The 15,022-nt window shown below is 66.8% G+C and carries 13 protein-coding genes; 6 read left to right on the top strand and 7 right to left on the bottom strand.

What is annotated here, in order from left to right:
* Positions 1-211 precede the first annotated feature (211 nt).
* Together JQT59_RS25595 and JQT59_RS25590 are read left to right on the top strand one after the other, a co-directional pair.
* Positions 212-397: a hypothetical protein gene (locus JQT59_RS25595; protein ID WP_109329136.1), complete on the top strand. Its 186-nt coding sequence runs from the start codon at positions 212-214 to the stop codon at positions 395-397.
* 54 nt (positions 398-451) lie between these two features.
* Positions 452-1,852, top strand: coding sequence for an RNB domain-containing ribonuclease (locus JQT59_RS25590; RefSeq protein WP_213578095.1), 1,401 nt, complete (start codon positions 452-454; stop codon positions 1,850-1,852).
* 4 nt (positions 1,853-1,856) lie between these two features.
* On the opposite strand, the gene pip is transcribed toward JQT59_RS25590, so the two are convergent.
* From pip to panB, 3 genes are read right to left on the bottom strand one after another with little or no spacing between them, the layout of a single operon-like run.
* Positions 1,857-2,813, bottom strand: coding sequence for a prolyl aminopeptidase (gene pip / locus JQT59_RS25585; protein WP_213578093.1), 957 nt, complete (start codon positions 2,811-2,813; stop codon positions 1,857-1,859).
* A gap of 19 nt (positions 2,814-2,832) precedes the next feature.
* Positions 2,833-3,291, bottom strand: coding sequence for a hypothetical protein (locus JQT59_RS25580; protein ID WP_213572486.1), 459 nt, complete (start codon positions 3,289-3,291; stop codon positions 2,833-2,835).
* A 38-nt stretch (positions 3,292-3,329) separates the two neighbouring features.
* A complete protein-coding gene (gene panB / locus JQT59_RS25575) occupies positions 3,330-4,199 on the bottom strand; it encodes a 3-methyl-2-oxobutanoate hydroxymethyltransferase (RefSeq protein WP_109329140.1) in 870 nt (289 codons plus the stop codon).
* Positions 4,200-4,381: 182 nt separating this feature from the next.
* Between panB and JQT59_RS25570 the strand changes: the two genes are divergently transcribed.
* From JQT59_RS25570 to JQT59_RS25555, 4 genes are all read left to right on the top strand, one after another.
* Positions 4,382-5,950, top strand: a complete 1,569-nt coding sequence (locus JQT59_RS25570; protein WP_213572485.1) for an alpha/beta hydrolase — start codon at positions 4,382-4,384, stop codon at positions 5,948-5,950.
* 116 nt (positions 5,951-6,066) lie between these two features.
* Positions 6,067-7,407 carry a glutamine synthetase family protein gene (locus JQT59_RS25565; protein ID WP_109329144.1) on the top strand — a complete coding sequence of 447 codons (1,341 nt, stop codon included), beginning with the start codon at positions 6,067-6,069 and terminating at the stop codon, positions 7,405-7,407.
* A gap of 8 nt (positions 7,408-7,415) precedes the next feature.
* Positions 7,416-10,430, top strand: coding sequence for a bifunctional [glutamine synthetase] adenylyltransferase/[glutamine synthetase]-adenylyl-L-tyrosine phosphorylase (locus JQT59_RS25560; RefSeq protein ID WP_213572484.1), 3,015 nt, complete (start codon positions 7,416-7,418; stop codon positions 10,428-10,430).
* Complete coding sequence (locus JQT59_RS25555; protein ID WP_213572483.1) at positions 10,427-11,392, top strand: endonuclease/exonuclease/phosphatase family protein; 966 nt, start codon at positions 10,427-10,429, stop codon at positions 11,390-11,392. Before JQT59_RS25560 ends, JQT59_RS25555 begins: the two co-directional genes overlap by 4 nt.
* Before the next feature lie 2 nt (positions 11,393-11,394).
* On the opposite strand, the gene JQT59_RS25550 is transcribed toward JQT59_RS25555, so the two are convergent.
* The 4 genes from JQT59_RS25550 to JQT59_RS25535 are packed head-to-tail and all read right to left on the bottom strand — an operon-like array spanning position 11,395 to position 15,014.
* Positions 11,395-12,387, bottom strand: a complete 993-nt coding sequence (locus tag JQT59_RS25550; RefSeq protein WP_213572482.1) for a glycine betaine ABC transporter substrate-binding protein — start codon at positions 12,385-12,387, stop codon at positions 11,395-11,397.
* A complete protein-coding gene (locus JQT59_RS25545; protein ID WP_213572481.1) occupies positions 12,387-13,157 on the bottom strand; it encodes an ABC transporter permease in 771 nt (256 codons plus the stop codon). The genes JQT59_RS25550 and JQT59_RS25545 overlap by 1 nt, the downstream gene beginning before the upstream one ends.
* Positions 13,154-14,365, bottom strand: a complete 1,212-nt coding sequence (locus tag JQT59_RS25540; protein ID WP_213572480.1) for an ABC transporter ATP-binding protein — start codon at positions 14,363-14,365, stop codon at positions 13,154-13,156. The genes JQT59_RS25545 and JQT59_RS25540 overlap by 4 nt, the downstream gene beginning before the upstream one ends.
* On the bottom strand, positions 14,358-15,014 hold the full coding sequence (locus tag JQT59_RS25535) for an ABC transporter permease (protein WP_397517737.1): 657 nt from the start codon (positions 15,012-15,014) through the stop codon (positions 14,358-14,360). Before JQT59_RS25535 ends, JQT59_RS25540 begins: the two co-directional genes overlap by 8 nt.
* Positions 15,015-15,022 lie beyond the last annotated feature (8 nt).

The raw sequence follows: 15,022 nt of genomic DNA, 5'->3' as shown, positions 1-15,022 counted from the left end.
GGCGCCTTCGGCGCCGAGGTAGGGAAGTAGCTGATCAAAAATGATCGTTGACATGCTCGCTCCATTCTCTGTTCGGGCACTGCACGCGGGACACGCTGCCACGACACCGCACGTACCGGCGCCGGGGAACGAATCACCGGACAGGCCCCGAGGGTAACAGTCTGAGCATGATCCACAACTCCAGACGCCCCGCCGGTGCGACACTGGGAACATGACTGACGAAGATCAACTCTGGTACTACAACGTCGACGACGGATCTGTCACGCAAGGGAAGGCGGCTTCGTCGATGTCCAGGATGGGCCCGTACCCCGACCGGGCTTCGGCCGAGAAGGCGCTGCAGATCGCCGCCGAGCGGAACAAGGCGGCAGACCGCGCCGAAGAGGAATGGAACAACTGACAGCGCGCACCGTCAGGGTGCCTACGGCGTGAAAGGGGCGACCCCACGGTGCCGATCACTCGTTTTCTCGCGCATGGGATCGATTTCGGTGCCGTGCGCGAGGAGTTCAACCTTCCGCACGGTTATCCGCCCGAGGCGGTGGCCGAGGCCGTGCGGGCTACGGACCGCTGTTCCGCCGAGCGTGAAGACCGCACGGATCTGCCTCTCGTCACCATCGACCCGCCGGAGTCGATGGACCTGGATCAGGCCCTCCACCTCGAGCGCACCGCGGACGGATTCGTCCTGCACTATGCGATCGCGGACGTCGGCGCCGTCGTCGAACCCGGTGGTGCCCTGGAGGTGGAGAGCCGCAAGCGGGGTCAGACGTTCTACCTGCCGGACGGCAAGGTTCCGTTGCACCCGAAGGAGCTGTCGGAGGGGTCGGCGAGCCTCCTGCCGGACCAGATCCGCCCCGCAGCCCTGTGGCGGATCGAGCTCGACGAACAGGCAGCACCGGTGTCGTGGACGGTATCCCGCGCGACCGTCCGCTCGGTGGCGCGGCTCGACTATCCTGGGGTCCAGGCGGATTCGGACGCGGGCCGATTGCACCCGTCCATCACCTCGCTGCCCGAGTTCGGCCGGCTTCGCGCCGCAGCCGCGGTGGCGCGCGGTGCCATCGAGCTGCGACTGCCGGAACAGGACGTGGTACCGGACGGCGAGGGGTGGCGCATCGATCTGGCGCCGCGCACCGAGGCCGACGACTGGAACGCCGAGGTGTCCTTGCTCACCGGAATGTGCGCCGCTGCCATGATGATCGACGCGAGGATCGGGCTGCTGCGGACGTTGCCGCCCGCCGGACCCGACGCCGTCGCCGCGTTGCGACGCACCGCGGCGGCACTGGGCATCGAGTGGCCACGCGACGTCGGTGTGGGCGAAATGCTGGCCGGGCTGGACCCCAATTCGGCGCCGACGCTCGTGCTGATGACCGAGGCCCCGTCCTTGCTGCGCGGCGCCGATTACGCCGCTTTCGACGGCAGCGTTCCGGAGCTCACCGTGCATGCGGCCATCGGCGCCCCGTACGCACACGTGACCGCACCGCTGCGGCGGCTGTCGGACCGCTATTCGACGGAAGTGTGCCTGGCCATAGCGTCCGGCGCCGCGGTCCCGGCGTGGGTGCGCGGCGCCCTGGGGTCGATGCCCGAGATCATGGGCGGCTCCGACACGCTGGCCGGGAAGGTGGAACGCGCCTGCATCGACCTTGCCGAGGCGACAGTCCTCGCCGACCGGGTGGGGGACGTGTTCGATGCCACCGTTCTCCGCTCACGCAACGGCAAGCGCACCGCCGACGTGTTCGTCCCTTCCGTGTCGGTGATGGGCAAGTGCGTCGGGGACCCCGCGGAAGGGGAGCAGGTCAAGATCCGGCTCGTCGCCGCCGACGTCCACAAGCGGACCGTCGAGTTCAGCTACCCGGCGTAGTTCGTCACGGGCGGAACCGGTCGGTCGCCCGGACAAGACGGTCGACGATCCCCGGCTCCAGCGCCGAATGACCGGCATCGCCGACGATGTCGAGCTGGGAGCCCGGCCACGCCCGGTGCAGCGCCCATGCGCTCGTCGCCGGGCATACCACGTCGTAACGACCCTGCACGATCACCCCGGGAATACCCTCGAGCCTCGCCGCGTCACGCAACAGCTGTCCCTCCTCGAGGAACCCGCGGTGGTGAAAATAGTGGTTTTCGATGCGGGCGAACGCGAGCGCGAACCGAGGCTCCGAACTTTCGGCGATACGCTCCGGCTTGGGCAGGAGCGAGCTGGTCGCCCCTTCCCAGGCCGACCACGCGATCGCGGCCCGCGTCGCAATCTCCACATCGTTCGCGTGCAGCAGCCGGTGGTAGGCCTCCACCAGGTCGCCGTCCCGCTCTTGCTCGGGAACCGGGGCCAGGAACTGCTCCCACAGTTCCGGAAAGAGATGTGCGGCACCACCGTTGTAGTACCAGTCGATCTCGCTGCGCCGCAGCAGGAAGATTCCCCGCAGCACCAATTCGGTGACCCGGTGCGGATGCTTCTGCGCGTAGGCGAGGGCCAGGGTGGAACCCCACGAACCGCCGAACACCTGCCACCGCTCCACGTCCAGATGATCACGCAGCATCTCGATGTCCGCCAGCAGGCGGTCCGTCGTGTTCACCGACAGATCGGCCCCATCGGCGACGTGCGGTGTGGAACGACCACACCCGCGCTGGTCGAACAGAACGATCCGGTAGGCGGCCGGGTCGAAGAACTGCCGATACGCAGGGTCGGTGCCGCCGCCCGGGCCGCCGTGCAGGAACACGACGGGTTTTCCGTCGGGATTGCCGCTCAGTTCCCAGTACACCTGCTGTCCGTCACCCACATCGAGATGCCCGAACCGGAAGGGTTGGATCTCGGGGTAGAGAGTGCGCAGGTCCTGCTCGCCGGACACCTCAGAACCCGATCAGGCCGGATGCCAGATCGGGTATCTCCAACGCGGTCACGGCTTCCTGACGGATGTCCGGGCAGGCCGCCGTCGTGATCACGTCGATGCGACCGCGATCCTGCAGGAAGTCGAGGGCATTGAGGTTGTTCTGCGCGATCCAGGTGCCGACCAGCCCGTTGAGTCCGGTCTTCCCGATGGTCGGCGTGTACGTACGCCAGCTCTGCAGCTGCCCCTCGAGATCCCGGCACAACTGGGCGGCCTGGGCCTCGGTCACTCCGCCCGGGACCGCAGCGACTCCCGGCTCGACGGCGCGGGAACTGGTGGGAACAGCGGATTGAGGCGCGGGTGCGGTGCCCTGTCCCGCGCACCCCGTGAGCGCGGCGGCGAGTGCGACCGCCCCGGCCGCGAGTGCGGCCGGGCGGCGACGGTGGCCGGTCTGCGACGCACGTCGTACTCGCATGAACACCTCTCTCGAATTGTGGAGCCGGACCGGATGAGAAGAGATCAGAAGCTGTGCTCGTCCGCGGGGAAGGCGCCCGAACGTACTTCGTCTGCGTAGGCCGCGGCTGCCGCGCGGAGCTCGTCACCTACGTTGCCGAAGCGCTTGACGAATTTCGCCGTCTTCCCGCTGGTGTAACCGGCCATGTCCTGCCACACCAGCACCTGGGCGTCGCATTCGGCGCCGGCACCGATCCCCACAGTGGGGATGGTGAGCTTGCGGGTGACCTGCCCGGCGATCTCCGCGGGCACCATCTCCATGACGACCGAGAAAGCGCCTGCTTCCTGGACGGCGATGGCGTCGGCCACCAACTGCTCGGCCGCGTCACCTCGGCCCTGCACCCGGAAGCCGCCGAGTGAGTTGACGCTCTGCGGGGTGAAGCCGACGTGGGCCATGACGGGAATGCCGGCGGCGGTAATTGCGGCGATCTGGGGTGCGACGCGTTCGCCGCCCTCCAACTTGACGGCGTGGGCCAGGCCTTCCTTCAGGAACCGGGTGGCGGTGGCCAGGGCCTGCTCGGGCGAGCTCTCGTAGCTGCCGAACGGGAGGTCGGCCACGACGAGGGCGTGGGGAGCGCCTCGAACGACACCTCGTACCAGGGGAAGGAGCTCGTCGACGGTGACCGGAACCGTGGTCTCGTACCCGTAGACGACATTGGCGGCGGAATCGCCGACCAGAAGGACCGGGATGCCGGCTTCCTCGAAGATGCGGGCGCTGGAGTAGTCGTAGGCGGTGAGCATCGCCCAGCGTTCGCCCTCGGCCTTCATGGCCTGCAGGTGGTGGGTCCTGGTCTTGCGTCGGGGTGCATCGGGGGAGGGGGCTGATCCGTAGAGCCGATTCTCGGACGTGCTCTCGGAAGTCTTGCTATCGGACATCGTTGTCCCTTTCTGGCCTCGAGGCCCTTGGCGGGTCCCCGGGTGCGGGTGATGACGCCTACAGTCTGCCACCGGGCCATGAGGGTGCGAACCCCCGGCGCAGGTGCGATAGGTCACATCGATCTCCGGGGTCTGACCTGCCCTCGAGGCGCGCACCCCGTGAACCCTGGCACGATCGTCGTATGTCTCGCAGTGCTCGCGTGCCGGCCGCGTTCGCGGGTGCCGTCGCCGTTGTCCTCGTCTTCGCAGGATGCAGTGGGAGTGGAGGGGATTCCGGCGAGGCCGTCGCCGAGCCCTCGTCTTCTGCGGCGTCGCCGGGAGCGTCCGCTCCCGACGGACTGGAGGCCTTCTATACGCAACAGGTGAATTGGGGTTCGTGCGAGGGATACAGCACGGACGGCACACCGCTCGGGGACAACCTCGACTGCGCCAAGGTGACCGTGCCCAACGACTACGCGGACCCGGGCGGCGCCACGGCGCAGATCGCGATCTCCCGTTCCCGGGCGGGTGGACCGAAACTCGGGTCTCTTCTGGTCAACCCCGGCGGTCCCGGGGCATCCGGTCTGGCTCTGGCATCCGTGGCCGACGGCACCGAACTCGCCGAGAAGTTCGACGTCGTCGGATTCGACCCGCGCGGTGTCGGAGCGTCCACCCCGGCAGTGACCTGCTTGACCGACCCAGAGGTGGACGCCAAGCGCAGGGACGACGACGTCGACATGAGCCCTTCCGGGATCGCGCAAACCGAAGCGGAGAACCGTGACTACGCGGCCAAGTGCGCAGAGCGGACAGGTCCGGATGTACTGGCCCACGTGGGCACCTACGACGTCGTCCGCGACATGGACGTCATCCGGGCGGTGCTCGGCGACGCGAAGCTGAACTACCTCGGATATTCCTACGGCACCCGGCTGGGGTCCTCCTATGCGGAGACGTTCCCCGGCAACGTGCGGGCGATGGTGCTCGACGGCGCCCTCGACCCCGAGCAGGATCCGACCGACGAGGTCATCTTGCAGGCCGAAGGCTTCCAGAAGGCATTCGACGCCTTCGTCGCGGACTGCATGAGGCAGCAGGATTGCCCCCTGGGCACCGACCCGGCACAGGCCGACGAGAACTTCCGCGCTCTGGTCGATCCGCTGATCGCGAAGCCGGCGGCCACGACCGATCCACGAGGACTCAGCTACACCGACGCGATCACCGGCGTCCAGCAGGCGCTGTACTCACCCAACCTGTGGGGACCGCTGCGCGGCGGATTGCAGAGTCTGCGGACGGGCACCGGGGATTCGCTGCTGATGCTGGCCGATCTGTACGAGGGCCGGGCGGACGACGGCAGCTACTCGAACCTCAACGACGCTTTCAACGCCATCCGGTGCGTGGACGATCCGCCGGTCACCGATCGCGCGAAGGTCGGCGAGGCCGATATGCGGTACCGGCAGGCGGCTCCGTTCCTCGACGACGGTCGCGGCACGGGCAACGCGCCGCTCGACGTCTGCGCGTTCTGGCCGGTGCCGAGCACGGGTGCACCGCACACGGTGGACGCCCCCGGAATCCCGACGATCGTAGTGGTCTCGACCACAGAGGATCCGGCCACTCCCTATCAAGCGGGAGTGGACTTGGCGAAGCAGATGAACGGCGCGCTGATCACGTACCGGGGCACTCAGCACACCGTCGTTCTCGATGGCGAAGCATGCGTCGACGACGCCGTCATCGACTATTTCGTGACCCTCGAGCCGCCGCCCGCAGACCTCACCTGTTGACACGCGCGTCCGCGGTGAGAGGTCGAGGTGGCCACACGCTGGCACGATGCGGAATCGTAGCCGGGTGAATTCACGAAGTAACACAGATTTAACGAACTTTGCTTACTCTCGCGGACATGGATCGCCAAAAGGAATTCGTGCTTCGCACCCTGGAAGAGCGCGACATTCGGTTCGTCCGATTGTGGTTCACGGATGTTCTCGGATACCTGAAATCGGTGGCGATCGCCCCCGCGGAACTGGAAGGTGCCTTCGAGGAGGGCATCGGCTTCGACGGATCCGCGATCGAAGGGTTCTCGCGGGTGTCCGAAGCCGACACCGTCGCGAAGCCGGACGCCTCCACGTTCCAGGTTCTGCCCTGGAGCTCGAGCAAGGGTCATCAGCACTCCGCCCGCATGTTCTGCGACATCGCCATGCCCGACGGGTCCCCGTCCTGGGCCGATTCGCGGCACGTGCTGCGACGGCAGCTGAACAAGGCCAGCGACCTCGGCTTCAGTTGCTACGTGCACCCCGAGATCGAGTTCTTCCTGCTCGAGAACGGGCCGATCGACGGCACGCCGCCGAAGCCCGCAGACTCCGGTGGGTACTTCGACCAGGCAGTCCACGACTCTGCCCCCAATTTCCGCCGCCACGCCATCGACGCGCTCGAGTCGATGGGAATCTCCGTCGAGTTCAGCCATCACGAGGCGGCACCCGGCCAGCAGGAGATCGACCTGCGGTATGCGGATGCCCTGTCGATGGCCGACAACGTCATGACCTTCCGGTACGTGGTGAAGGAAGTCGCCATCGCCGAGGGGGTGCGGGCCACGTTCATGCCCAAGCCGTTCAGCGATCAGGCCGGCTCGGCGATGCACACGCACATGAGCCTGTTCGAGGGCGACACCAACGCGTTCCACAACCCGGACGATCCGATGCAGCTGTCGGAGACCGGTAAGGCGTTCATCGCCGGCATCCTCGAACACGCCAACGAGATCAGCGCGGTCACCAATCAGTGGGTGAACTCGTACAAGCGGCTCATCCACGGTGGAGAAGCTCCGACCGCGGCCTCCTGGGGTCCGTCGAACCGGTCGGCGCTCGTGCGTGTCCCGATGTACACGCCCAACAAGGCGTCGTCGCGTCGCGTCGAGATCCGCAGCCCAGACTCGGCGTGCAACCCGTATCTCACCTTCGCGGTCCTGCTCGCTGCGGGACTGCGCGGTATCGAGAAGGGTTACGCACTGCCGCCGGAGGCCGAGGACGACGTGTGGGCGTTGACATCGGCCGAGCGGCGCGCCATGGGGTATCGCGAACTCCCCGGGAACCTCGACGGGGCGCTGCGGGAAATGGAGAAGTCCGAACTGGTCGCGGAAGCACTCGGTGAGCACGTGTTCGACTTCTTCCTCCGCAACAAGCGTCGCGAGTGGGAGGAGTACCGCAGCCACGTGACGCCGTTCGAACTCAAGACGTATCTGGGGTTGTGAGCAAGAACATGGTGAAGCCTCCGGCAGCGCGTTCTGCCGTTCCCGGCCCGGGTCGACTGGGCCTCGTCGAACCGACCGCTCCCGCCGAACTTCGAGATCTGGGCTGGGTAGGCGAGGGCAGCGTCGAGCTGCTCTGGTCCCTCTCCCGCGCAGCCAACGCCGACCTCGCGCTCCGCACGTTGGTGCGGATGAAGGACGGTCTGGGCGACGGGTGGGAAGCCCTCGACAAAGCCCTGCGCACCGACAAGGCCCTGCGCGGGCGCTTGTTCGGCTTGCTGGGTGCTTCCAGTGCGTTCGGCGATCATCTCGTGGCGGACCCTGCGCTGTGGACCAATCTCGCCGGTGACGTGACCCTGCCGACGAGGGAAGAGGCGAACGCCCGGATGTTGGCATCCGTCGACGCCCACCCGGAGGAAGGCGTTCATCCCGAGGCGAATCTGTACCGGGCCGCCGTGACGGGCTCGGACGCTGTCGCCGCATTGCGCAAGTCGTACCGTGACCAGCTCATGCTCCTGGCCGCCGTGGACCTCGCGGCCACCGTCGAGAACGAACCGGTACTTCCGTACCAGACCGTCGGGCATCAGTTGTCAGATCTGGCGGACGCCGCACTCAATGCCGCTCTCGCAGTCGCGGTCGCAACAGTGTGTCCGGAAGCGCCCTGCCCGGTGCGGCTCGCCGTGATCGCGATGGGCAAATGTGGTGCACGCGAACTGAATTACGTCAGCGATGTGGACGTGGTCTTCGTCGCCGAGCCCGCCGATACGATCGCCAGCCGGATCGCGGGTGAGCTGATCCGCATCGGATCGACGGCCTTCTTCGACGTCGATGCGGCACTGCGGCCCGAGGGTAAACGCGGCGAACTCGTCCGCACCCTCGAATCTCACGTCACCTACTACAAGCGGTGGGCCAAGACCTGGGAATTCCAGGCGCTCCTCAAGGCTCGGCCGATGATCGGCGACCTCGAGCTGGGACGGCAGTACGTCGAGGCCCTCAGCCCGATGGTGTGGACGGCCTCCGAGCGGGACGACTTCGTTCCCGAGGTTCAGGCCATGCGCCGGCGGGTGGAGGAGATGGTTCCGCCCGAACTGCGCGAGCGGGAGCTCAAATTGGGCCGGGGCAGCCTGCGCGACGTCGAGTTCGCGGTGCAGCTGCTCCAGCTGGTCCACGGACGTGCGGACGAGGCGCTACACGTGCAGAGCACCATCGACGCCTTGACGGCGCTCGCCGCGCGCGGGTACGTCGGGCGCGACGACGCCGCGAACCTGGCTGCGTCGTACGAATTCCTGCGGCTGCTCGAGCACCGGCTGCAACTGCAGAAGTTGCGACGCACCCACACGCTTCCGCCCGCCGAGGACGAGGAAGCATTGCGGTGGCTGGCGCGGGCCGCCCACATGCGGCCGGACGGCAGCAAGGATGCCCTCGGCGTCCTCAACGCCGAAATCAAGCGCAACGCCCACCGGGTGCGGCGCCTGCACGCCAAATTGTTCTACCGCCCACTGCTGGAATCGGTGGCTCGGATCGACAAGGATGCTCTGCGGCTCAGTCCCGACGCGGCAATCCGTCAGTTGGCGGCGCTGGGATACACGGCACCCGAGAACGCCCTCGGACATCTGACGGCGCTCACGAGCGGTGCGTCCCGTAAGGGCCGCATCCAGGCGCTGCTGTTGCCGACGTTGCTCGAATTCCTCGGTGACACACCGGACCCCGACGCGGGGTTGCTTGCTTACCGCAGGCTGTCGGATGCGATGAACGACCAGACGTGGTTCCTGCGTCTGCTCCGTGACGAGGCGTCCGTGGCCGAGCGACTGATGACCGTGCTGGGTTCGTCGGCCTACGTTCCGGACCTGCTGATCAAGGCCCCCGATGTGGTGCGGTTGTTCGCCGATTCCCCGGGCGGCCCGCGCCTGCTGGAATCGAAACCGGAGGACGTCGCGCGGGGAATTCTGACGGCGTCGGCCCGCCACGACGATCCGGCGCGCGCCATCGCGGCCGCGCGGTCCCTGCGCCGGTACGAACTGGCCCGGATCGCCTCCGCCGACATTCTCGGCATGCTCGATGTGCCTGGGGTGTGTCGGGCGTTGTCCTCGGTGTGGGCGGCCGTCCTCAACTCCGCGCTGACCTCGGTGATCAATGCGAGCGAGAAGGAGCTGGGCGAACCGGCGCCCGCAACGTTCACGGTGATCGGGATGGGCCGGCTCGGTGGCGGTGAGCTGGGCTACGGATCCGACGCCGACGTGCTCTTCGTGTGCGAGCCTCGCGAGGGCGTCGACGAGACCGTCGCCGTCAAGTGGGCCAACGGAGTCGCCGACAAGGTGCGTTCGCTCCTGGGTGCGCCCAGCACGGATCCACCACTCGAGGTCGACACCGGGTTGCGGCCGGAGGGGCGTAGCGGTCCCGTCGTGCGCACGCTCGCGTCGTACGAGGCCTACTACGCACAGTGGGCGCAGGCCTGGGAGATTCAGGCGCTGCTGCGAGCACACCACGTCGCCGGCGACGCCGACCTCGGACTGCGCTTCCTCCACATGATCGACAAGACGCGTTACCCCGAAGGTGGGGTGTCCGAACAGGCAGTACGCGAGATCCGGCGCATCAAGGCGCGGGTCGACTCGGAGCGGTTGCCTCGCGGCGCCGACCCCGCCACGCACACCAAACTCGGTCGCGGCGGGCTCGCCGACATCGAGTGGACTGTGCAGCTGATCCAGCTTCGGCACGCCCACGACATCGAGTCGCTCCACAACACGTCGACCCTCGAAACTCTCGACGCCATCGGGGCCGCAGAACTGCTCAGTGAGGCAGACGTCGAACTGCTACGCGACGCGTGGATCACGGCGACGAAAGCTCGCAACTGCCTGGTGCTGGTACGCGGTAAACCCACGGATCAGCTGCCCGGCTCCGGTCGCGTCCTGTCCGCTGTCGCGCAGATTGCCGGATGGGGTAGTGACGACGCGGGCGAGTTCCTCGACCATTACCTGCGCGTCACCCGACGGGCCAAAGCAGTGGTGGAGAGGGTCTTCGGCGGGTGATCGCCGTCTGGGGGGTGCGAGCGCTCACCGCCCTCGGGTGGTGCGCGGTGCTCGTCGGGGTGTTCGGTGTGGTGCTCCGATTCCTCGACGTACACAACCAACGACTCCTCGTGCTGGCGTCGGCCGCCCCCTATTTGATGGCCGCGGCAGCGGTCGGGGTGCTGGTTCTCGGTGTGACGCGGCACTGGGTCGGATTCGGGGTGGCCCTGACAGTCGCGGCGGTAGCCACGCTGTCGCAGGCGCCGCTCTATCTGGCGAACGGCTCGGCGCCGGCATCTGGTCCGGAAGTGACTGTGATGCAGGCCAATATCTGGCTCGGCAACGCCGATCCCGATTCGCTGAGGAGGCAGATCGAGGACAACGACGTCGACGTGGTCACCGTGAACGAACTGACGCCCGAGGCTGTCGGGCGGCTCGAGGCGTCGGGTATCTCGTCCGTGTTGCCTCACTCGTTTCTGCGGCCCGGGACCGGCGGGGTTGGAACCGGGATCTGGAGCCGGTATCCGCTGTCCGAACAGACGCACCACGAGGAGTTCCTGCTGACGGCGCTGTCGGCGCGGACAACCCTTCCGGACGGCGCGAGTGCGGCCGTGTACGCCCTGCATCCCGTTCCGCCCTGGCCGGTGGATTCCGCGGTGTGGGCGGGGGAGATGGACCGCATCAAGGCGTTGCTCGACGGGATCCCCGAGGACTCGGGTCCGGTGATTCTCAGCGGCGATTTCAATTCCACCCGCGATCACGTCAAGTACCGCAATCTGGTGAGCGGCCGCTTTCGGGACGCCGCCGACCAGGTGGGTGCCGGAATCCAGAACACGTATCCGGCAGACCGGCAGCCGTTTCCGCCGATGATCGCGATCGACCACATCGTGACGAGCGGGGCCCGGGCGCAGTCGGTCGAGTCGGTGGCGATCGCCGGTTCGGATCATCGGGGCTTGATCGCAACAATCACCCTCGGACCGTGAGATCAGGGGAGTGTCACAAATCCCTTGTCTGCCAGCCAGTTACGAGCGACGTCCGCCGGTTCCTGTCCTTCGACGTCGACGAGCCGGTTCATCTCGGTGACCTCCTCGTTGGTCAGGGCGTCCGAAATGGGCGCCATGACCTCCGCCACCTGTGGGTGGGCATCGGCGAAGTCCTTACGCATCGTGATAGCAGGGTTGTACTTCGGGAAGAACTGCCGGTCGTCCTCGAGAAGGACCAGATCGAGCGCGATGATGCGCCCGTCGGTGGTGAACACCTCACCGAACTTGCATTGTGTGCCGTCCGCGGTGGCTTGATAGATGATGCCGGTCTGCAGGATCTGCCGGTTCGCTCTCGCGGGATCGAAGCCGTAGGTGGCGGCCAGCCCGGGGAAGCCGTCCTGTCGCACATTGAATTCCGTCTCGACGCACGTGGTGGCGGCCGCAGGGTCGCGGTTGACCAGGTCTGCGTACTGCGACAACGTGGTGATGCCGGTCTGCTCGGCGGTCTGCCTGTTCATCGCCAGGGCATAGGTGTTGTTCATGGGTGCGGGCTCCACCCACACCATGGCATTGCGTTCGAGGTCTTCGTCCCGCACGGCCTCGAATTGCGCGACGGGGTCGGGCACAGGAGTCTCGTTGCCCAGATAGTTGATCCAGCCGGTTCCCGTGTACTCGTAGGTGACGTCGATCTGCCCGTCCAACTGCGCGTCCCGGGTGCTGTTCGATCCCTGGATGTTGGTGAGATCGCGCACGTCGGCGCCGGCGGCGCTGAGCGCGAATTCGATGATGTACCCGAGGATCACCTGCTCGGTGAAATCCTTGGACCCGACGGTGATCTTCACCCCCTCGAGTTCGGGGACAGGTTGAATACTGCCGGGGAGTACGGACAGCGGCAGCGCGCCACCGGATTCGAGACCGCAGCCGGCCAGGAGAGTGACACTGCACGCCAACGCCGTTGCCGCAAGTGTGCGCCGGAGTCCTCGTCGCAAGGCCATCAGCGTAGTCCCTTCGGGCCCAGGAACTCCTCGGCCAGTGCACCGCACCAGTCGACCAGAAGCGCGAGCGCGACCGCGAGCACCGCGCCGACGACCAGTGTGACGTTGTCGCGCAGCTTGTATCCGGTGTCGATGAGAATGCCGAGACCGCCGGCGCTGACGAGGAAACTGAGGGTCGCGGTGCCGACGGCGAGGACGAGCGAGGTACGCAACCCGGCCAGGATGTACGGAACGGCCAGTGGCAACTCGACTTTCTGCAACACCAGGCGTGCCGTCATTCCTTGCCCGCGCCCGGCGTCGATGACGGCGGGATCGACCTGCTGCAAACCGAGCATGGTGTTGCGAAGCACAGGAAGCAGCGAATAGAACGCTATGGGCAGAACGCCGATCCAGAACCCGGTGGTGCTGGTGGCCAGGAACAGCAGCACGAGTAGCCCGATCGCCGGCGCGGCCTGACCGATATTGGCGATACCGATGAAGACTGGTGCCAGCCTGGTGAAACCGGGGCGCGTCAGAAGGATTCCCAGGGGAACGGCGATGGCGACGACGATGGCCACGACCACGACCGTGATCAGAACATGCTGCCACGTCAGGGTGGCGATGTTCGCGGCGTTGAGACTGCCCTTCTGAGTGGCCGTGAGTTCGCGGTTGAATGCCCACCCGAGGACCCCGGCCACGAGTACGAGCACGATCACGGGTTGGACCAGCAACCGGGCACGTTCGGATCGGCGGGCGGCGGGGATGTCCTGTGCGACAACGGCGGTGGTCATGACGGCGGCCCCTCTACGCTCGTTTCCCCGTTCTCGCTGTTCGGCCCGTGCTCCTCCCGCATCGCGGCGAGGTGGTTCACCAGCGTGTCGATACTGATGAGACCTTCGTATTCGCCCCGCCGGCCGGTGACGACGGTCGAGGCGCTACTCTCGGCGAGCAACGCCTCGAGCGCATCCTGCAGCGTGGACTGGGTGGAGACGACCTCCTCGATCGGGTCACCGATGTCGTGCAGTGAGGTGGCGTGTGCCAGGTGGCCGAGGGACACCCAGCGGATGGGGCGATCACGTGCGTCGAGGATCAGACCCCACTTGATCTTGCGTGGTGTGATGGCCGCCCGCAGCTCGTCGACCGAACCGTCGGCATACGCGGTGGGGCAGTCGAGGAGCGGCACGTCCCGGACCCGGGTCAGCGTCAACTGTTTGAGCGACGCGTTCGCGCCGACGAAGCCGGCCACCATGTCGTTCGCGGGATTCGCGAGAATCGCATCCGGGGTGTCGTACTGCATGATGTGCGACTGATCCCCGAGAACGGCGATGCGGTCGCCGAGCTTCACGGCCTCGTTGAAGTCGTGGGTGACGAAGACGATGGTCTTGCCCAGATCCGACTGCAGTCGCATCAGTTCGTCCTGCAGCAGTCCGCGCGTAATCGGATCCACCGCGCCGAACGGCTCGTCCATGAGCAGGACCGGGGGATCGGCGGCCAGGGCCCGGGCCACCCCGACACGCTGCTGCTGCCCACCCGACAGCTGCCGGGGATAGCGGTCCCGGTAGACGTCGGGGTCGAGCCCCACCAGGTCGAGCATGTCGTCGGTGCGCTGGGCGATCTTCTTCTTGTCCCACCCGATCAGCCCCGGCACGGTGGCGACGTTCTTGGCGATGGTCAGATGCGGGAAGAGCCCGGCCTGCTGTATCGAGTAACCGATGCCCCGTCGCAACCTGTCGGGATCGATGGACAGCGCATTGTTTCCGCCGATCGTGATCTTGCCCGACGTTGGTTCGATGAGGCGATTGATCATCCGCATCGTCGTGGTCTTACCGCAGCCGGACGGGCCGACGAATACGACGATCTCGCCCGCCGGGATGCGCATCGAGACGTTGTCGACGGCCGGTCGGCTCTGGCCGGGATAGTTCTTGACGACATCCTCGAGGACGATCTCCACGCCTGAGACGGTGTCAGAACTGGTGCGTGCTGTGTCGAGTTCAGTCACGGATCCCCCTGGAAGTGGTGAGTCGGCCGACGACCACGAAAAGACCGTCGAGCACGAGAGCGAGAAGGACAATCAAAACGGTGCCCGTGAGGGCCTGCGGGACTGCCGTGGGGCTTCCCACCCGCGACAGTCCGGAGAAGATGAGGTTGCCCAGTCCGGGCCCCTTGGCGTACGCCGCTATGGCGAGAATTCCCATCGACATCTGGGTGCTCACCCGCATGCCGGTGAGGATCGACGGCCACGCGAGCGGCAACTCGATCCGGCTCAGCACAGCGATCCGGCTCATACCGACACCTCGTGCCGCGTCTGTCACCGCCGGGTCCACCGACGACAGACCGAGGATCGTGTTCCGGATGATCGGCAACAGGGCGTACAGGACCAGGGCCGTCACGGTGGGAGCCACACCGAGACCCAGGATGGGGATCAGGAGGCCGAGTAGGGCGAACGACGGGACGGTCAGGATAGTGCTCGCGAGCGCTGTGGCGACGGCCGAGCCCGCCGGACTGCGATACACGACGATGCCGACGACCACCGCGACGACCGTGGCGATGACCACCGATTGCACCACCGCGCTGACGTGCAGATAGGAATCCGTGAGCAGTTGCTGCTTCCGCGCGGAGACGAAATCCCACAGCTGCGCGATGTCCACTGTGCGAC

Origin of the sequence: Rhodococcus sp. USK13 (genome assembly GCF_018343855.1) — a bacterium.
Taxonomy (GTDB): Bacteria; Actinomycetota; Actinomycetes; order Mycobacteriales; family Mycobacteriaceae; genus Rhodococcus_F; species Rhodococcus_F oxybenzonivorans.
This window is presented reverse-complemented; position numbering and strand designations above follow the sequence as displayed.